This window comes from Virgibacillus kimchii (genome assembly GCF_055379185.1).
On record NZ_AP043951.1, the window covers coordinates 2,069,688 to 2,090,149 of the forward strand.

At 38.3% G+C, this 20,462-nt stretch carries 18 protein-coding genes; 4 read left to right on the forward strand and 14 right to left on the reverse strand.

The features are described from left to right. Positions 1 to 223: 223 nt before the first annotated feature. Together ACZ42C_RS10185 and ACZ42C_RS10190 are read left to right on the forward strand one after the other, a co-directional pair. Positions 224 to 1,630: an amidase gene (locus ACZ42C_RS10185; protein ID WP_461180401.1), complete on the forward strand. Its 1,407-nt coding sequence runs from the start codon at positions 224 to 226 to the stop codon at positions 1,628 to 1,630. A gap of 403 nt (positions 1,631 to 2,033) precedes the next feature. Beyond that, the gene (locus ACZ42C_RS10190; protein ID WP_461180400.1) at positions 2,034 to 2,423 is read left to right on the forward strand and encodes a hypothetical protein; all 390 of its coding nucleotides are present in this window, start codon (positions 2,034 to 2,036) and stop codon (positions 2,421 to 2,423) included. Positions 2,424 to 2,658: 235 nt separating this feature from the next. On the opposite strand, the gene ACZ42C_RS10195 is transcribed toward ACZ42C_RS10190, so the two are convergent. The 8 genes from ACZ42C_RS10195 to ACZ42C_RS10230 all read right to left on the reverse strand — a co-directional run bounded on the left by ACZ42C_RS10195 (position 2,659) and on the right by ACZ42C_RS10230 (position 12,646). Next, the gene (locus ACZ42C_RS10195) at positions 2,659 to 3,240 is read right to left on the reverse strand and encodes a transposase (RefSeq protein ID WP_461180399.1); all 582 of its coding nucleotides are present in this window, start codon (positions 3,238 to 3,240) and stop codon (positions 2,659 to 2,661) included. Positions 3,241 to 3,614: 374 nt separating this feature from the next. Then, a complete protein-coding gene (locus ACZ42C_RS10200) occupies positions 3,615 to 4,964 on the reverse strand; it encodes an aspartate aminotransferase family protein (RefSeq protein ID WP_461180398.1) in 1,350 nt (449 codons plus the stop codon). An 18-nt stretch (positions 4,965 to 4,982) separates the two neighbouring features. Further along, positions 4,983 to 6,320, reverse strand: a complete 1,338-nt coding sequence (locus ACZ42C_RS10205) for a glutamine synthetase family protein (protein ID WP_461180397.1) — start codon at positions 6,318 to 6,320, stop codon at positions 4,983 to 4,985. Between the two features lie 2 nt (positions 6,321 to 6,322). After that, the gene (locus tag ACZ42C_RS10210; RefSeq protein ID WP_461180396.1) at positions 6,323 to 7,540 is read right to left on the reverse strand and encodes a M20 metallopeptidase family protein; all 1,218 of its coding nucleotides are present in this window, start codon (positions 7,538 to 7,540) and stop codon (positions 6,323 to 6,325) included. A gap of 200 nt (positions 7,541 to 7,740) precedes the next feature. Continuing rightward, positions 7,741 to 8,925, reverse strand: a complete 1,185-nt coding sequence (locus tag ACZ42C_RS10215; protein ID WP_461180395.1) for an APC family permease — start codon at positions 8,923 to 8,925, stop codon at positions 7,741 to 7,743. 470 nt (positions 8,926 to 9,395) lie between these two features. Continuing rightward, positions 9,396 to 10,109 (reverse strand): type 1 glutamine amidotransferase, encoded by a 714-nt coding sequence (locus ACZ42C_RS10220; RefSeq protein ID WP_461180394.1) that lies wholly within the window; start codon positions 10,107 to 10,109, stop codon positions 9,396 to 9,398. Between the two features lie 86 nt (positions 10,110 to 10,195). Continuing rightward, a complete protein-coding gene (locus ACZ42C_RS10225) occupies positions 10,196 to 11,551 on the reverse strand; it encodes a glutamine synthetase family protein (protein WP_461180393.1) in 1,356 nt (451 codons plus the stop codon). Between the two features lie 21 nt (positions 11,552 to 11,572). After that, positions 11,573 to 12,646 carry an amidohydrolase family protein gene (locus ACZ42C_RS10230; protein WP_461180392.1) on the reverse strand — a complete coding sequence of 358 codons (1,074 nt, stop codon included), beginning with the start codon at positions 12,644 to 12,646 and terminating at the stop codon, positions 11,573 to 11,575. 570 nt (positions 12,647 to 13,216) lie between these two features. On the opposite strand from ACZ42C_RS10230, the gene ACZ42C_RS10235 reads away from it, so the two are divergent. After that, on the forward strand, positions 13,217 to 14,689 hold the full coding sequence (locus tag ACZ42C_RS10235; protein ID WP_461180409.1) for a sigma-54 interaction domain-containing protein: 1,473 nt from the start codon (positions 13,217 to 13,219) through the stop codon (positions 14,687 to 14,689). A 198-nt stretch (positions 14,690 to 14,887) separates the two neighbouring features. On the opposite strand, the gene ACZ42C_RS10240 is transcribed toward ACZ42C_RS10235, so the two are convergent. From ACZ42C_RS10240 to ACZ42C_RS10255, 4 genes are all read right to left on the reverse strand, one after another. Continuing rightward, positions 14,888 to 15,931, reverse strand: a complete 1,044-nt coding sequence (locus ACZ42C_RS10240; protein WP_461180408.1) for a threonine aldolase family protein — start codon at positions 15,929 to 15,931, stop codon at positions 14,888 to 14,890. 101 nt (positions 15,932 to 16,032) lie between these two features. Further along, entirely contained in the window at positions 16,033 to 16,332 is a 300-nt protein-coding gene (locus ACZ42C_RS10245; protein ID WP_461180391.1) for a hypothetical protein, read from the reverse strand. 105 nt (positions 16,333 to 16,437) lie between these two features. Further along, positions 16,438 to 16,917, reverse strand: a complete 480-nt coding sequence (rraA, locus tag ACZ42C_RS10250) for a ribonuclease E activity regulator RraA (RefSeq protein WP_461180390.1) — start codon at positions 16,915 to 16,917, stop codon at positions 16,438 to 16,440. 213 nt (positions 16,918 to 17,130) lie between these two features. Then, the gene (locus tag ACZ42C_RS10255) at positions 17,131 to 17,541 is read right to left on the reverse strand and encodes a hypothetical protein (RefSeq protein WP_461180389.1); all 411 of its coding nucleotides are present in this window, start codon (positions 17,539 to 17,541) and stop codon (positions 17,131 to 17,133) included. A 420-nt stretch (positions 17,542 to 17,961) separates the two neighbouring features. Between ACZ42C_RS10255 and ACZ42C_RS10260 the strand changes: the two genes are divergently transcribed. Continuing rightward, a complete protein-coding gene (locus ACZ42C_RS10260; protein WP_461180388.1) occupies positions 17,962 to 18,441 on the forward strand; it encodes a DinB family protein in 480 nt (159 codons plus the stop codon). Positions 18,442 to 18,608: 167 nt separating this feature from the next. Here the strand turns inward: ACZ42C_RS10260 and ACZ42C_RS10265 are convergent, their stop codons facing one another. Both ACZ42C_RS10265 and ACZ42C_RS10270 read right to left on the reverse strand, forming a co-directional pair. Next, complete coding sequence (locus ACZ42C_RS10265; RefSeq protein WP_461180387.1) at positions 18,609 to 19,880, reverse strand: TRAP transporter large permease; 1,272 nt, start codon at positions 19,878 to 19,880, stop codon at positions 18,609 to 18,611. After that, entirely contained in the window at positions 19,877 to 20,398 is a 522-nt protein-coding gene (locus ACZ42C_RS10270; protein WP_461180386.1) for a TRAP transporter small permease, read from the reverse strand. Before ACZ42C_RS10270 ends, ACZ42C_RS10265 begins: the two co-directional genes overlap by 4 nt. Positions 20,399 to 20,462 lie beyond the last annotated feature (64 nt).

Sequence of the window (20,462 nt, forward strand, 5' to 3'; positions counted from 1 at the left end):
TTCAGAAAACAAAGAAAATGAAGGGCTTTAGTTAAACTTACCCTTTTTTCGGTAAAATTACCTATTGACTTATTTACCATTATACGCTGTCACTTCCCGAGTTTTGTCATATTTTGTCGAATGGACGGCCGCAATAATTTGACGGAAATTTTATTCAGCATACAATTGAAGATAGAGGAAAAATAAAATACCCGGCAAAGGGAGTATAATGGAGGCTATCTCATTGACAAAAGACTTAATCAACAAATCAGTAGAAGAATTGGCACCTCTTATTAAGAATAAATCCGTTTCCCCTGTGGAACTAACCAAAGCGGTGCTCGACCGCGCGGAAGAATGTCAGGAGAAAACGAACGCGTATATTAACTTTTACCGTGAAGAAGCAATTGAAGCTGCGAAAAAAGCAGAAACTGAAATTGCTGAAGGTAATTACCGCGGCATGTACCACGGCATTCCCATGGGACTGAAAGATAATATTTTCTTCAAAGACAAAGTCACTACCATGGCGTCAAAAATACATCAAAATTTCGTCCCATCCTATGATGCGACTGTCGTATCCAAATTGCGCGAAGCAGGCGCCATTTTTACAGGGAAACTGAATATGCACGAATATGCACTGAGCATCACAAGCAACAACCCGTACTACGGACCGGTCAGGAACCCATGGGACCTGGAAAAAACACCGGGCGGCTCCAGCGGCGGTTCCGGCGCCTCAATCGCCGTGGACGCCAGCATGACTTCGATCGGAACAGATTCAGCCGGTTCCGTCCGCATTCCAGCGGCTGCCTGCGGAATCGTCGGCTTAAAACCTACCCGCGGAAGAGTGAGTGCACGTGGCGTATATCCTTTATCATGGACACAGGACCATGTTGGCCCGATGGCAAAAACAGTCAAAGATGCGGCAGGTTTATTGGAAATCATCGCCGGCCATGATGAAAAAGATCCCGCTTCTGTAGATCACCCTGCTGAAAATTACCTGGAACAAATCACCGGAGATGTCAAAGATCTGGTGATCGGGCTGGATGAAGATTATTTCTTTCATAATATAGACGCCAATATTGAAAAGACCGTCCGCACTGCGATTCAGAAGCTCGTTGATCAGGGAGCGAAGGTGGAAGAGGTAAAAATTCCTTCATTGAAAGAAGCAGAAATGGCAGGGATGATGTTCAACGTATCGGAAGCTTCCGCCATTCATATGAACAGTGTTTTAAATAATCCGGAAGACTTTGGGGAAGATATCCGGGACTTCCTGGTGGCCGGTGCATTCCCGTCTTCTGCCGGATATGCCCAGGCAGTGAAGGTAAGAGAGCAGTTAATCGAAAATTTCAAGGAAGTTTTCACTAAGGTTGACGTGCTCATCTCCCCGACATTGCCGGTCATGCCAAATAAAATCGGTGATCCATCAGCTGATTTAAATGGAGAAAAAGTAGATCTCGTACCCAACTTCATCCGCTTAACAGGCCCCGCAAACCTGAGCGGCATCCCGGCACTTTCCGTTCCATGCGGATTTAACGGCCAACTGCCGGTGGGACTGCAAATCATGGGACCAAACTTCAGTGAAGGAAAAATACTCAATACCGGGTATGCCGTAGAGCAGATGAACCTGATGGAGGGAAAGCGGGCAGAATTGTAGGTAGGTGCCTGGGACTGCGCTAAATGCTCGTCCCACCAGCCCGCTCGGTTGGTTTGTGCCTGTCACTTCCCGGTTTTTGTCATATTTTGTCGAAAATACATAAAAGGGTGTGCAACTTATGTTGTTGTACACCCTTTTATAATCAAACCTGTACTTCGTTTCACACTGGAAGCAGATAACTGCCTGGCATTAGCTCTTCAGGTGGAAGAGCAGCAGTCAACACCTGATATCATCAATGATTTAGCCTGATCTAAATATACCTGGCCTTTTCATCGAAATGGACCTCTCCCCTTTTATCCCTTAGTAAACAGAGATTTAACCTCAAATAGGACAGAAGCCCAGTACTTAGGACAACAGGGATACATATCATAATCATGTAATAAGTTAAGGAGGTTACATTTTAATGTATTCACACAATGATATGAATCATCCAATGGCAAATCAAGATATACAAAATCCTATGCAAGACGGTACAATGAGAAACCCTGATCATCACAGGCACATGTATGATTTTTGCAGCAAGCACAGAGATCACTATGTCATGATGGAAACCGACGATGGAAATGTTTATGATGGCATTATTTTGAATGTAGAGGCTGACAATGTAATTATATTAATGCCGATTGGAGAGCAGCGACCTGAAGCTTCAGGCGAAGATAGTCAATTTCGTTATGGCGGGTATGGTTATCCTTATGGAGGCTACGGCCGTTTCCCACACAGGTTCAGAAGGTTTCAGCGGTTTACCTTCCCTTTCTTCGGAATACGGCGATTCTTTTTCCCATTTTTTTACTAAAGAGTTTTCAAAAAAGGCCTTTTACCATAACCGCCAACGCTTAATCTCTTTACTATAAGATATGTTCAAAGTTGATGGTTATGTAGTAAATATGTCTATTTTCGTATTTTAAAGTCTGGGATTTTTTATCACCGGGGGTGTCAGGATCTGCGCTCGCGTGGAGTGGTGCCTGTCACTCCCCGGTTTTTGTTGAATTTTGTCGAAATACACGCCTAACTAATTCGTTCCTTCTCTTTCATTTACTCGCATCGATCAAATAATCGGCTTCTCCTTTTCCTTCCGTCAACATGAATTGCTCATACTTCTGCCTTTTCTCCAAATTATCTCCCGGAAAAAATTTCAGTATGGCGTTTTTATTTAAAAGCGGATCTTTCCCCGTATACCTATAATATCGGTAGCTGCTCCAACGATAATTCTCAGGGGTTGTCACCATACCGGCTTTCACCGGATTTAAATGAATGTAGCGGCTCACCTCGAGCATGTCAATCGGAGAGGCAATAATTTTGTCAAAAAACCTTTTTTCAAATACATGCCCGGTCAGATTATATTTAGTATTATAATAATCAGCATAACGTTTATTGATCAGTGACATCACTTTGGAAATAGATTGATATTCAGAACGCATAAGTAAGTGAAAGTGGTTGGTCATCAGGCAGTAGGAAGCAAGTTCAAAGGGGGATTTCTCGTTGACCTTTCGGAGAATGTGAAGAAAAATCTTAAAGTCACCTTCTTCATAAAATAGCGCGTCCCGCCGATTACCACGGGAAATAACGTGGGAAAATAAGTTGGGATCCCATATTCGTTTCTTTCTGACCATCGTTTTATACCATTCCTTTCTTATTGTTGAAAATTAAATTCGTCTGCGGGTCTAAATTGCCAGAGAACCAGCTCACAAAGAAAAAATACGGCACCGCTCCAGTCACAGTGCCGCCCGCAATTACGCTATCATATGCAATATACAGTTTCGTACAATAAAATGCAAAATAGCAAAAGTCAATATTAAGAGAATTATAGACTATGAATATAGTATTTCCTGCTGAAGGATATTGTATTTTAGCTGTGTTACTTCCTATGAAAATTAATTATTTGACTATCGTTCGACAAATTTCGAGCTTTTTCGGGGAGTGACAAATCTTTTCGGTGGGACGAGCATTTAGCGCAGTCCCAGGCACCTCCCCCCCCACACCCTATTTACCATCCTGCGTATTCTCTTACTTTATTCATATCTACTTTCCCTTCATTTACATCTGTAATTGCTTGGTCGAGTGTGGTTACTGCCTGATCAATCTCTTCTCTACTAATGATGAGGGGTGGTGTGATTTCAATTACATTTCCGTGAATTCCAACATAGAAGACAAGTAATCCAAGTTCAAAAGCACGGTAACAGATAGCAGCTGTTTTTTCAGCAGCCGGTTGTTTTGTTATTCGGTCTTCAACTAATTCCATTCCTAAGATTAGCCCTTTCCCCCGGACATCACCGATTATTTCATGCTTTTCTTGTAGTTGCACCAATTGTTTTTTAAAGTAAGTTCCTTTTTCAGGAACTTGGTCTATTATGTTTTCTTCTAGTAAAATATCTAAATTTGTTAATGCTGATCGGGAACTGATTGTATTTCCACTGGAAGTAAATAAGTGGATTGCACGGTCACAATCCAATATTTCTTTTCTCGCGATGACCGCACTAATTGGTACTCCACCACCCAAAGGTTTTCCTAAGGTAATCGCATCAGCTTCTACTCCACTATGTTGAATAGAGAACATTTTTCCTGTTCTGCCTAACCCTATTTTTACATCATCTACAATTAAGTATATACCATGTCTGTCACAAAGCTTGCGTAACTCAGGCAAAAAGTCGTCAGGAGGAACAATAACACCTCCATCACTTTGAATTGTTTCTATAATAATACCTGCTGTATCATCCGGGGGACATATTGTTGAAAATAACTGCTCTTCCATATAGTCAATGACTTGTTTTGTAATATCCTTTCCTTCGCCAAAAGGAGGTCGATATGGGTTGGGATAAGGTACTTTAACTACATTTGCACCACTGATAAAACGCGCTTGAGCTGTGTGCCCGGAGAGGGAAAGGGAACCCATCGTCTGTCCATGATATCCCCCCATAAAAGAGACCATTCTTGGACGGCCCTTACTTAATGGCACTAATTTAGCTATCGTATCATTAGCATCCGACCCTGACATTCCGTACCAAACTTTTTTATCGAAATCTCCAGGAAGCATATTAGCCAGTCTTTCAGAAAGAGAGATCATATTTTGATCTGGAATGGTAATATTGGTTGAAAAAGAGAGCGTTTCGTATTGTTCTTTTAACACCTCTGCCATTTTTTCATTGCCGTAACCGATATTGGCAACTGCCCATCCTGCAGAAATATCGAGATATTCTTTCCCATCGTAATCATAAATTTTGGAACCTTTCCCACTCTTTGCAGCCATTGGATAAAACCTAATTTTTAATGCGTTTGACACATATTGATTATCTTTTTCCAGCCAAGCTCTGTTTTGTGACACATATTTCCCCTCCAATAAAAAAATTATTATCCATCAATATCTTCGAGTTAACAGATTTCTTTCCCATTCAGCAACATGTCTATTTGCTTTGGCAGCTTCTGTTCTTTTTATATTAATAAATTCTTTCCAAATTGGACCAAGCACTTTTGCCATCAATTTATTATCTTCTAATTCATCCATAGCTTCATCTAATGAACCAGGTATCAGTTTAATATTTTTTTCTTCCATTTCTTCTTCATTAATAGTTGCCACATCAAAGTCTACTGGAGTACCTGGATTAATATTATTTTTCAAACCATCTATACCCGCAGCAATTAGAGCAGTTGCTAATAAATGCGGATTGCATGTACCATCAGCACCTCGGAACTCAAAACGACTACCACGCCTTTTTTCGGTTACCCGGAGTAAAGCAGAACGGTTACCTATTCCGTAACTTACATGAGTAGGAGCAAATGAACCTGGATATAAACGTTTATATGAGTTAATACTCGGGGCACCGATAGCTACCAGAGAACGCGCATGTTTAATCAGGCCACCAAGAAAATGGTATGCCTCTCGTGAAAGACCCATAGGATCAGAATGGTTTTCAAACAGGTTATTCCCACTTTTATCCATGGCACTAATATGAACGTGTAATCCGCTTCCTGAAAGGTGATCAAAGGGCTTTGGCATGAGTGTACCTACAAGACCTTTAGTTAAAGCAATCTGTTTAAATAGCTGCATAAATAAAATTTGTTCATCTGCCGCTCTTATTGCTGGTGCATATTTTAAATTTATTTCATATTGACCGGGGCCATATTCGCTTGATATTTTCTCAACTTTAACTCCAGCTCCTTGCATTGCATTAATAAAATCCTGCATAAAGTCCTCATTTAATTGTATCCCTTCTATAGAAAAACAGTGTGTGTCATCTGCGGTGGTAAGTTGTCCGTTTTCCTCCTTTAACAGATATGCTTCTTGCTCAAATGCCATATTCACTTTCCCGCCCAATAAATGCTCAGCTTCGTTGACAACTCTTTTTAGAACCTGTCGCGGGCACCCTTCCCACGGATTTCCATTTTCATCTACCAAATCACAATACATCCGGGCTGTATTCTGCCTGTGTGGTAAAATTGTAAAAGTTGCAGGGTCAGGGATCCCAAAGAAATCACCTCCTTCTATTCCATACGTTGGTTTTTCAATATACTCGTCAAATGCATTAAAACTCATCATGCCTCTAAAAAAGTTTATTCCCTCTTCAAATAAGCTATCAAGCTGCTCAACTCGAACAGTACGTATACGTGATAGCGCAGCATAATCCATATAGCCAATATCCAGAAATTGAATATTATGTTTTTTTATAAGCTCTTTGACTCTCTCTTTCGTTACCATAGTCATTCCCCTAACTTGTTTATTGCTTTTAACGCAATGTACGCAAAAGTTGCTGCACCTCTTGATAAAACCTTCTCATCAAATGAAAATTTAGGGTGATGAAGGTTATATGTCTCTTCACCTTCTTTCTTAATTCCCAGTCGAAAGTAACAACTTGGAACCTGTTGAGAGAATTCACCGAAGTCATCCGCCCCAAGGGACGGTTCCTCCAGGTTGACTATTTGTCCATCTCCCCATTGTTCACGCACTGATTCATCGACAATATTAGTCATTTCTAAATCATTTTTAATTGGCGAGTGTCCCCACACGTAATTGACCTCTGCCTTTGCATGGAAACTTTGTGTAATATCTTCTACAATCCGTTTCACTTCAATTTCAAGTAATTCTCTATCTTTATTCGTAAGAGCTCGAGTTGTACCTTCCATAACTACTTCGTCTGCAATGACATTTCTAGCTGAACCTCCCATAATTTTTCCTACATGAATGATAATTGGGTTTAGGGGATTAGTAGTTTTCACAACTAGGTGCTGCAAGCCTTGCATAATATATTGGGAAACTGCAATGGCATCGACCCCTTCATAAGGTCTTGCACCATGTCCGCCTTTTCCCTTTATTCTAATTGTAAAATCGTCACATGAAGCGGTCATACTCCCGCTTTTTATTCCAATTTTACCAAAAGGAATATATGGCCAGAGATGAAGCCCGACCATCGCATCTATTTTTGGATTTTTTAGAACTCCAAGACGGATCATTTCTTTCGCTGCACCATCCTCTTCTTCCCCAGGTTGAAATATACAAACAACTTTCCCGCTAAAGTATTTTTTATTTTGATAAAGAAGTCGTGCAGCTCCAAGTAGAATTGTCGTATGACCATCATGACCGCAAGCATGCATCACACCCTCATTTAAAGATGAAAAACTGTGCCCGGTTTCCTCTTGGATAGGGAGGGCATCAATATCTGCCCTCAAACCTATTGTAAAAGAGGAGGAAACTTCCTTGTCTTTCATTCCATCTATCCATGCAACAACCCCTGTTTCACCTATTCGCTTATATGGGATACCTATCTTATCTAATTGGCCCATTATATATTTACTCGTTTCATACTCTTTAAAAGAAAGCTCAGGGTGGCTGTGCAGGTGTCTTCTTATGAAAATAAGTTCTTCTTCTATCTCGTTGGATTCCTTTATAAGTAGCTGTCCTAGTTCATCATTTAATTTCATAAGTAACTCCTTTTCCAACATTATTTTGCTTTTTTATATTCGCTGTCAGTTTCGTTCACTCGTTTTTCGCTATACAATTTATAAAAGATAAATAAAGCTACCATCCAAACAACACCCCTCACTAGTGCTCCTGGAGTACTTAAGAATGTCCCATAGAATATTCTGATAATACCTATTATTCCCAAAATAGGGAATACAGGTTAGGCCCACTGCTTCCATGGTAGACTCATCACTTCTTCTTTTGCATGTTTTCTATATAAAATAGCTGCTATTACCGCTAGTGACCAAGATACGATCCAGGATAATGTTAATTGTAAAGAAAACTCTACATAAATTAAATTGGGGTTGAATGCACCGATGAGAATGAAAAGAACGGAAATTACCCAGATAGAAATAATCCCATAAACCGGAGTACGAGTTTTCGGATGCAAGTAGCCAAAGAATTTAGGTAAATAGCCCTTTCTTGCTTGTGAATAAAAGATTCGGGAAGCAGTGTAAAAAGTTCCCATTATAATACAAGTAGCTGCTGCAATCCAGGCAATAAAGTTAATAATAAATGCCCCTGCATAGCCAAAGACAACATTTGCTGCTTCCGTGAACGGAGAACTGTCCATCGTTACATCTTGCCAAGGAATGATTCCTTGTAAAACAAATTGAGCAGCTGAGTAAATAATAATGAAAGTTATACTGGACCAGATTAATGCTCTTGGCAAATCTTTTTTATTCACTGTTTCAGCACCGGCAGTAATAATAGATAGAGCTCCTAAATAAGCGTAAGTACCCATCGGAATCGCACTTAAAAATCCGGACGTTCCATGTGGGAACCAATTACTGAAATTGGATGTATTAATGTCTTTTATACCAACAAGCGCAAATAGGGACATCCCCGCTGTAAGAATAAGTACTAAATAAAGCTGTGTTTTAGCTGCAATAGCCGTCCCTAAAATATTTAACAAAGCAAAAACTGTTACAAAAACAATTGCAAATATCGTCGTCCATAGTTCACCTGATAGATGTGGGAAATACCATGAAGTAATTGTTCCTAACGCCATACTTACTCCTCCACCGGCGATTACCCACCCTGCCGCAAAGGCAAAACCAGATAAAAATCCCCACCATTTTCCCATAAACCTTTCCACCCATGCCGTCATACCACCAGCACTAGGCATACCTATTGCAAGTTCTGCTAGTGAAATCATGAGGAAAAATTGAAACAACCCAGCTACTATATAAGCTAAGATTGCACTCGGACCGGCTACTGCAATACCTTCACCAATAAGTAAGAAGATACCGTCTCCGATAACCGCCCCTACCCCTAATGCCCAGAGGTGCCGAAACTTTAAATTTTGTAACGGTTGAATTTCCAGTAATTCTTGTTTTGCCATTCATATAACACTCCTTTTAATTTTTGTTATTAATGAATATTGCAAAAATTACTTTTAAATATTGACTCCCTTTAATTAATTTACTCTAAAGTGAAATAACCTATTGTAAAGGAAGTATTAAAGATATAAATAAGAAAATTGAAAACGGAAGCAATAATTTTGTTAAGCCGCAAAGTAAGCATAAAAAATTATAGTAGTTTTGAGACGCAGTCCATTATTTAGACTGCTATTCCTAAACTGGTATGATAATCGAGCCTAAACAATACGCAATACATCTTGCTGATTAGATTAAATTTCCTGCAGGGTCGGTATAAAAGTGAAGTATACAAGCACCAGACTTTCCGTTTTAATGTAGTAATTGTAAATAGTTAATATGATAAAAAAGTAACCTCATTCTAGCTTTCCTCCCTCACATAAAAGAGTGAGAGGAGGAATGTTTACGTTACCTTAAAGATTACAAACAGCTTGATTTACTGTTTTCTTAATTTGTTTGTGAAGTTATCCAACAATGAATATAAAAATTTCCTTGCTTCCTCAACACATTCTATTTGCCCTAGGAAATCCTTTGGCATCTGAGTATAAGGGCCCGGGCGAATTTCATTTTCAAAAATAGATACGATTTCTTCCAACTTTTCTTCGTTGAACTCTGGGTGGAACTGAAGACCGACTACACGATCTTTGTAAACATAAGCCTGGTTCTTTGTTGCATCATTTTCTGCAAGAGGTACGATACCCTTAACGTCTTCCGGCAATTCAAATACATCCCCATGATATTGAAAGAAGTACAATTCTCGTTTTAAACCACTAAATAACGGGACATCTTCCACTTCCTTATAAAACCGAATGGGCCACCAACCAATTTCGTTATACGTGTGCGGATATACTTTGCCTCCAAGCACCTCAGCAATTAATTGAGCACCCAGGCAAATTCCTAGAATAGCTTTATTTCTATTTATCGCCTCCTTAATAAAATTTTTTTCGTTCTTTAGCCATGGATATTTCTCTTCCTCATAAGATCCAGCGACACCACCAAGAACGATAAGTAAATCAAATTCATGTAGATTCGGAAAGTTGCTACTCTCATACACTTTCGTCGTTGTAATTGTATAATTATTCTCCTTAGCCCAATCATCTATCATACCTAAATCTGCAATTGAATAGTTAATTAATGCATGAATTCTCATATTGCTCCCCTTTTCATTTCCCGGTTAACCAAAGCATTCCAAGCTAGCAGTTTATTATAAAATTATATTTAAGCATCTTCTAAGACTTAGAACATATGGGAATACAGCTGTAACTCATGATCCGTTACATAACTATTGAATTTATTCCATTCACTTCGTTTTAATTTAATAAACTCTGTCCATATATCACGACCGATGGTATCCGCTAAAATTGTATCTTCTTCAAAGTTTTTTACCGCTTCTTCTAATGATCTTGGCACCCAATCAATGCCTTTCTCTTTTAATTGAAATTCATCCATCAAACTGACATCCTCATCAATTGGCTCGCCTGGGTCAATCTTATTTTGTATTCCATTAAGTCCTGCAGCAAGCATACATGTTGTTAGTAGATAGGGGTTACACGTCCCGTCCGCTCCTCTAAATTCAAATCTCCTTTCTCTTCTTTTTTCTGGAATACGTACTAGGACTGATCTGTTGCTGGATCCATAACAAACATGAGCTGGCGCCCAAGATCCCGGTTGCATTCTTTTATACGAGTTAAAGCTCGGTGCCCCAACTGCAACAAGTGATTTCCCATGTTTTAACAGTCCGCCAATGAAATAATAAGCCTCCTGCGACATATCCAAAGCTCTTTGGTCAGTCACATCCTTAAATAAATTTTCACCTTTATCATTATACAAGCTAATATGAGCGTGCAAACCACTTCCAGCTAAATCCTGAAAAGGTTTTGGCATCAGTGTTCCAATCATGTCATAGTTTCGGGCTATTTGTTTAAACATGTGCATAAATGTTACCTGATCATCAGTCGCTTTAAGGGCATCCGTATACCTTAAGTTAATTTCTACTTGCCCTGGACCGTATTCACTTGAAATTTGCTCGGTTTCAACTCCCATACCTTCCATAGAATGAACAAAATCATGAATAAATTCTTCTTGAATATCTATCCCTGTAGTTGAAAAGCAATGGCTATTATCCGCAGATATTAATTTACCGTCTTTTTCTTGCAGCAGATATGCTTCTTGCTCGTATGCCATATGAAGTTTCCCACCCAATAAAGTTTCCAGTTTACCCAATAAATTTTTAAGTGCAAATCTTGGACAACCTTTCCATGGATCGCCATTAATATCAACTAAATCACATAACATCCTGGCTGTCTTTTTACGGTGAGGCAGAATGGCAAATGTAGCAGGATCTGGAAGTGCAAAGAAATCACCGTCTTCAGCCCCATACATTGGATCAGGAATATACTCCTCAAATACATCAAAACTCATGATCGCTGTACTAAAGTTCACCCCTTTTTCCATTACTGATTTTAAATTATCCCGGCGAATCGTCCTCCCCCTTGTGATACCGGAGTAATCTAAAAACTCAATTCTGATAAACTCAATCCCTTTTTCCTCAACAAGTTGTAAAATATCTTCTTTCGTAGTTGCGGTAGACACGTTATATTCATCCTTTCAATATTAATTACTTAAATGATCTTTGTATACGTTTTCAAAATTCCTGTAAAGAACCATTTCTCCAATTAATTGAGCTGTGTCAGTATCCATAAAATCCTTTTTAACCCATTCATCCAAAACTTCTTTAAAACATTCCTTAAATAAAAGTACTCCCAACCAGTTCATTTCAGGCACAGTGAATGCATCAGATCCATACATCACTTTATTAAATGGAGCAAATTCAAATACTTGTGATATAATCCTTTTCACACCATGACCAATGAAAGGGTTTTGAAGACTTATATCCATATATACGTTCGGAAGCACACTCGTCAAAAACGCAGCTTCCTCCATCCAGGGATATCCTCCATGAACAAGATGCACTTTTGTATTCTCATATTTCGGATCCCGAAGAAGGTCAACCAAAAGACTTGGACTTGCTTTTGGTAATACAATTTCTCCATCACCGACTCCTGTGTGGATATGCATGACCTTTCCTGCTTCATTGCATTCTTCCATCGCTATATGAAAACAGTAATCCCGCAATGACTTTGCTGTAATACGTTTGTTAACAAGGAACTTTTCATAATCATCTAAAGCCTTGCCTTGATCCATTTTTTGAATTTCTAAGCCACTTCTGTATGCGATAATTGATTTTAGCCCGACAACATGATCCTTTTTCAATTCATTTTTTAAGACTGCTCGATACCTTTCTATAAAATCAGCAAAAGTAAATTTTTTTTCTCGCAAAGAGTCTATTAAGGGTTCGATTCGATACACTTCCCATAAAGGTAATCCTGTAGTATCACTAAAGTCCTCTTGCGGAATGCGATTTGTAGGGTAGCCAAAATCAACAATAAGTCCTTCAAGGTTAACATCCCTGAATAATGTCTTTGTAAATGATGAAAAGTTCTTTGCAAGTTCATTTCTTTTTTTAACAACTTCTCCTACAGTAGGTTCACATGAAAAATAAGCAGCAAGTCTTTGAATCGTTATTTGCATATACATGTTCATACCGGGATAGAGCTTATCTGTATATTTTTGGCCGCTGAACATATTTGGTAAGACAGATAACGATAGATGCTCTAAATATTCCACTTCTGAGAAAGGCTTCTCATTTTCCTTAAAGGGATGACAATGAACATCAATTGCCTTTGTATTCTGTAATGAAACTCCCATGCATCTCCCTCCTTTATATTTCGTTTTATATATTCTGCAATTTCTATGCCAAATTAAAAAAGTTAGCCAATTGCATAATAATCACCAATTTCAAGCGAAAAATTGAAAAATTTCTTTCTAACGAAAAAAAGTTTTCGAAAATTAACTTTCATTATGTTATCATTATTATAAATATAACAAATTTTTAAGGAGGCAAAATAATTGAACAATATTTACTTAGAGGACATCTGGAACAATTTGTTTGAATGCTTAATTATTACAGACTCCAATGGAGATATACTTCATTCAAATAGACCTGCTATGCGGTTATTTTCCCTTAACGCGACAAGTGATTACCATACATCCATTTTTGAATTGATTCCTCCAAATTTAGAAACATACTTTACGAAGGGCAAAGAAATAACCGGTATTTCGATAGATTTTGGAACAAAGGAATTGTTGCTAACCATTAAGCCGCAAAAAAATGTATTCCTATTGATCTTTAAAGACATGACAACAATTCAAAGAGACAAGTACGAACTGGATAGTTTAAAAGAAAAAATAACAACCTTTGATATTTTACTGGATCAATTAAATGAAGGAATCTGTGTTATTAATACAGACCAAAAGATATTATTCTATAATAAAAAAATGGGGGAAATAAATAAACGTGAACCGGCATCCATTAAAAACAGACAACTATGGGAAGCATTTCCTAATTTGGAAGAAGCAAATAATAAACTTATAAAAACATTGAAGCTGGGAAGAAAATTAAACCATCGGGAAACACATTTTTCTACTGACGGAAAAGAAATTACGATATTATCAAATACTTATCCGTTAGTAGTTGGAAAAAAAGGAATCGGAGCAGTAGAAGTTTTAAAAGATATTACGAAAGAAAAAGAAATGGAACAGGCGATAAGGCAATTTCAAAAAGATCGAGTAACACCAATAAAATCAGAAGATAAAGATAAAATATTGAACAATACCCGCTTTAAATTTGAGAATATTATCTTTCAAAGCAGGGAAATGGGAAGATTGGTTGAAATTGCTAAAAGAGCAGCTACACGATCTTCCTCAAATGTTTTACTGGTTGGGGAAACAGGAACAGGTAAAGAGTTATTTGCACAAAGCATTCATAATGAGAGTTCCCGAAGAGATAATAAGTTTATAGCACAAAATTGTGCGGCTTTACCTGAGAGCTTATTGGAAAGTATTTTATTCGGTACTACTGAAGGAAGCTTTACCGGCTCTGTAGATAGAGCTGGCATTTTTGAACAAGCACATAAAGGTACATTATTACTTGATGAAATTAATTCGATGAGCCTTAATTTACAAGTAAAACTTCTCAGAGTTATTCAAGAAAAGAAAGTAACAAGATTAGGTTCTTTTAAAGAAAAAGAGGTAGACGTACGTATAATAGCAACAATAAACGAAGACCCTGATAGTGCAATTAATGGGGGAAGGCTACGAGAAGATTTATACTATCGCTTAAGTGTTGTCCACCTGCACATACAGCCATTGCGAAATCGAAAAACTGATATCCCAATTCTTATTGATTTCTTTATTAGAAAGCATTCAAACTCGTTAGGAATCGATGTTGATAAGGTAGATGACCAAGTGATGAACTTCCTTCTTCGTTTTTCTTGGCCTGGAAATGTAAGACAATTAGAGCATACGATTGAAGGAGCTTTAAATTTAATACAAGATGAAAGAATTATTTCTTTTGACCATTTGTCCTTACCGTATCAAGAATTAATTTTGGACGAAGTAAATGAAAAAAACAAAGAGAGCAAAAAAATTGATTTAGATGCTGGAACACTGAATGAAAAAGTTGAAACATTGGAGCAAAACTTAATTGAACAGGCCCTGGAGAAGTCAAAGGGTAATATTACGGATGCAAGTAAAAAGCTGGGGATTTCCAGACAAAATTTAAATTACAAATTGAAAAAACATCAAATCCGGACAGGTATTTATAAATAAGAGCTAAGATAATTTAGATGTTTATTTTTCAATAAAGTTTGGAAAAATGGATGAATTTATTGTTATACGTTTACACCTGAAAAATTACTTTCCATGAAAAATATTTTTCATTAGATTGCTATTAATTCATAGTTACTAATAAACGTGGTACCCAACCATTAAAAGGAATAGAGGGTACCACGTTCTGTCCTTAGAATATTACCAGTCGTTTGATATATCTTTTATTTCTTGTATGAATGTATATACATCAATTTCCGTCGTGTCAAAAGATGTCATCCAACGGACGCTGGAAAGCCTGCTCTCATCCTGTACAATAAATTTATACTTTTCTTGCAGTAACTTTACATATGCTTGCGGAACATCGGCAATAACCATGTTAGCCTCTACCTTCTGACTAACCTTTATATTTGGTACTTTACTCACTTCACGAGATAACAATTGTGCCATCTCATTAGCATTTCTTGCATTCCTTAACCATAAATCATCAGTTAAAAGTGCTTCAAATTGAGCTCCAATGAATCTCATTTTCGAACTGAGTTGCATTCCTTGTTTTTGGATATATTGAAAATGTTTTCCTGACTTTCTATTTAAAAAAACAACTGCTTCGCCCATCATTAAACCGTTCTTAGTACCACCAAATGATAAAACATCCACTCCAGAATCAGCAGTTAATTCTTTAAGAGACACATCCAAATATGCTGCAGCATTAGCTAATCTTGCTCCATCCATATGCAAAAGCATTCCAAAGTCTTTTGCCAATGCTGCGATGGATTTAATTTCTTCAGGTTTATAGGTCGTTCCGAACTCTGTCGGTTGAGATATGGAGATAACTTTTGGTTGACTGTAATGCTTATTGCCAAAACCCTTTAAATGTTTTTTTATGATATCGGATGTCAACTTCCCATCTTTGGTTGGCAACGGGGTGATTTTGCATCCGGTAAATTGCTCAGGGGAACCGCATTCATTCACATTTAAGTGGGCAGTTTTTGCACAAATAATAGAATTGTAGGATGCTGTCATTGCTTTTAATGCCAATACATTCGCTGCAGTACCATTTAAAACAAAGAAAACATCTATATCATCACCAAACTGTTCTTTAAACTTTGAGATGGCAGACGCCGTATATAAGTCATCTCCATAGGAGGGCACATCGTTTTGATTAGCTTTATTTATTGCATCTAATACCTCTTGATGTGCTCCTGATGTATTATCACTATAAAAACTATTTAACATATTCATCATTAACACCTATTTTCTCCCAATATAAATGAGATTATAATAAACTTTTTTCTTCCTTGCTTATCCTTTTTAGTCTCACAATTATTTTTCATTTTTTAGGAGGTTTAATCCATTAGTCGCTCCTTATTATCCAGTGTGATTACTCCGTATCCTTGTGGAAGAAACTTTCTTGGAAATCCTGTTAAACAATCGTCAAGCAAAGTACCCGGAAAGATGTACATTATAGTTAAGATAATCGTCAATTGAATGCAGGTAATTCTCATTGAGGCTACGAATTCTGTAAGCTGATTAGGTATCACAAAATAACCAATAACTACAGATAAATAGGGAGCACCTATGACCATAATCAAGATCATTTCATTTATCTTCACTGCACCTAATGCCGCTCCCCAAAATTCATTCAAACTTAAGCTTCTACAGCTGTCCTAAGCATTTCCGCCAGTTTGGTTATTTCCTCCCATGCACCGGCTTTATCACACCACCACTAACGAAGGAAAGCTCAAATTCCTTCAAAGCTTCTCCCCTGAAACAATCACGCCATCTTCATCCGCATAAACATAATCCCCCGGTGCCCAATGCACATTGCCAAAGGAAAACTTCACATCTCGCTTGCCTATACCATTTTTATTGCTTTTCAATGGATTCGTACCCAATGCGAAAATCCCAACGTCCATTGTTGCAAGATCTGCAGAATCACGGACACAGCCGTTAATGATCACACCTGCAATACCCCGGGATTCTGCAATTCCGGCAAGGCGGTCACCCATTAACGCACAGTTTCTGGAGCCACCGCCATTCACGACAATAACAGACCCTTCCGGCACAGACTCCAGTGCTTCCACAAACAGAACATTATCCTCGTAAACATGGACTGTTTCAATTTTCCCGGAAAAACGCTTCTTTTTTCCGTATGATTTTAGTTCCAAATTGCACACCTGCACAGCATTTGCATGATCATCACATAAATCCGCTGTCTTAAAGTTTGTCATATGTAATCACCTCTGCTAAATATTCTTAATTCTCTCTTTTATTATGAAGGAATTTGACTGAAATGCAATAAAAATAGGGGAACAAATGCAAAGCTTGTTCATCATTATTAGGTAAATCGGGAAATGATAAATCTTTTCAGTCGGACGGGGACTGCTGAACCGTAGTCCCAGAAGTGAGCCGAGCATTAGCACAGTCACTGGCACCGGGCCCCATCAATACTCAAACTGAACAGTTTTCCTGCAGCTGGAGCACACCATTTTTGAATAGGCTGCGATCGTAATATTACAATAGATACACTTCTTCTCTCCGGTTTCCTTTTGCACATGACCTGCGCTTAACTTTTTATTACAATTATAACAAGCTGAATTTTCAAGTGAGGTTTTTAATACCATATTTACCTTCTCACAGTGATCACAAATAACCTTATTTATCTTTAACCTAACATAATCCTCAATTTGATTTTTCATGGCGCGGCTATTTTTCTGTATAAATAATTGATGGAGATTCCTTACAAAGTATTTATTCTGCAATAGAATCTCCCTTAATTGCTCTTCCATTTTTTCATCCTTCCTGCAATACTCCTCCAACCATGCCTTCATTTCGGCTTTTAATTGATTTTGCACATCATGACCCCCTAAGTTAACTTACCTTTAAGCGAACATTACTTAGAACTCCTGCTCGGCTTTTCCTGTTACTTTTTCCAATTTAGCCAGTATAGTAACTGCTTTTTAAAAAATCGACTTACTATTGATTCTTCACTTCGGCCCTTTTTCACGTATAAATTACTCTATTGTTATTACAAAATCAAAAGTGCAATATTGGATATTGACAAGGTGATAAGAGGTAAAAACTCATTATCTCCCCGGAGGAAATGCTAAATTCAGCAGGTTATTCTGAGCAAATATATATAATTTAAGTTTTTTTCTTCATTCGTTCGACATTATTTGACAAATATCGGGGAGTGACAGGCACTCTATACAGAAGGTGACAGGCGAACGTCCAACTAGTATACTTGAGGAAATGGGTAATGAGGAGGGCTTATCATGGAAGAGATGATTTTCAGATACATGGATACGATTCGTGACTATACGATTAAAACGATTGATGAACTGCCGGAAGAAACAGCGGATGTGATTCCACCGGGCTTTAACAATAATATACGATGGAATTTTGGCCATATTGCTTTTATCCAGGATCGGGTGACTTTCAAGCAGCTGGGTGAGGAAATGGGTGTACCGAAATTGTACAAACTACTGTTTGGTCCCGGTACAAAGCCGGCTGATTGGCAGTTTCCGGCCCCGACTTTGGACGAACTCTCTGACGAATTAAGCAACCAAAAAGCAAGAATCAGAGAGTTTCTTTCCGGAAGACTTGATGAGAAACTGGACCCACCATTTACCAATGGGATAGGGTTAACCTTTCATACAATTGGTGAATGCTTATTATTTACCTTTTATCATGAAGCATTGCATATGGAAGCAATCAAAAGAATTAATCTTGCTATCCAGCAGGGAAATGCTTAACCCGCATTCCCGCTATATTGACTCCCAAACAATAAACACTGCATCCCAACCTATCACGGTAGAGATGCAGTGTTTATTTTCATTCGACATAATATGACAAAATTCGGGGAGTGACAAATCTTTTTGGTGGGACGAGCATTTAGCGGAGTCCCAGGCACCCCCACAAGCTAATAGAATAGACTAGGTAGCCAAAGTGTTAGTTGTGGAATGTAAGCAACAGCGAAAACAATAACGATTCCTGCAATAAAATACGGAATCAGATCTTTGATCGTTTTTTCTATGCCAACATTTGCCAAGTGACAGGAAATAAATAAGGTTACCCCAATAGGAGGTGTAAATAGACCCAGTGCAAAAGCAACAAGCATAACAATTGCAAAATGAATTGGGTCCATTCCAATGTCCATCGCTATCGGCATAAAAATTGGCAGAAAGATAAAGAGATTAGGGACAACTTCAAGAACCATGCCTGCCAACAACATGATACAGACCATCACAAACAATAATTGCCAGCCTTCCAGTCCCATTCCAAGCAACAGATCCGAGATCATCGTCGGAATACCTTCACGAATCATTACCCATGTAAAGATAGCGGCGGTACAGATGATCATCATGACCACAGCTGTACTATAAACCGTATCACGCAATGCAACCCATGTTTTCTTCAAATCCAATTCACGATAGATAAAAAAGGCAACGACAAAAGCATATAAAGCGGAAAGTGCAGCTGCTTCCGTCGCTGTTGCAATACCTGCAAGAATAACATACAGCAATAAAATTGGCAGCACAAGCGCCCAAAAAGAACGGACCACATTGATCGCAATTTCTTTCAGCGTCGTCATTTTTTCACGTGGATATCCGCGTTTTATGGATATGCCAATCGTCACGATAAAGTAAGCAATTCCAATTAGAATTCCTGGTATGGCACCAGCCAGAAACATTTGGGCCACAGACAAGTTACCTAACCAAGCAATAATGATCATCGTACTGCTGGGTGGAATAATGATGCCTACAACAGAACTCGCGGCATTGATAGAAGCTGAAAAAGATGCAGAATACCCTTTTCTTTTCATACTGGGAATTAATACACTTCCTGTAGCGGAGGCGTCTGCGACCGATGATCCAGATACTCCGGCCATTCCCATACTGGTTAATACCGAGACAAGACCAAGGCCCCCCGGTAATTGACGAACAAGTGAATCGGCCAGGTCGATGATACGTTGTGCAACATTTCCCTGCACCATTAAATTACCTGCTAGAATAAAAAACGGTATAGCCAGAAAGGTAAATGACTGTGTATTGGAAAAAAACTGCTGGGCAACCATGGAGATGGGAATACCCTCAACTAATATGAACAGTAAAGCAGCAGCTCCCATGGCAAATGCAACCGGCACGCCTAAAAATATTAATAAAAAACCTCCAAGAATCATGACCCATATCATAGATTACCCTCCTTTTCCGCCTTATCTTTCGCAGGGCTACGAAGTATTTTAATAGTGTAGTATATTAATATTATGGAAATGAGAGTAAAAGCAATGGTCATTGGAACGACAGACCAACTTCTTGAAATACGCAATACAGGGAATATTTGATTGGATACGTTCTGTATCATATCCCAACTTGCATAAATGATATAAACAGAAAAGATCAGCATGACAATATGAATAATTGTATTCATAACTTTATAACCTAATGGAGGTAATCTGTCTATGAAAAAAGTAATTTGTATATGTTCTTTCTTTTGTGTCACTGCGATTGCCCCCAGAAAAATAACCCACGGAAAAAAGATCATATACAACTCACTGGAAGCTACAATCGGATAATTAAGCACAGACCGCATGAAAACTTCAACACAAACCACTGCGGTTAAAAAAAGCATCGATAGCATAGCTATCAATTCTGAAATGCGAACGAATTTATTTAAAAATGTTTCCAATGAAATTTTTCTCTTTGTACTCATTTCTACCTCCTTCCGTTGTATACAGGTTGTGAGACAAGACGCCCCACAACCTGAAAACACATAC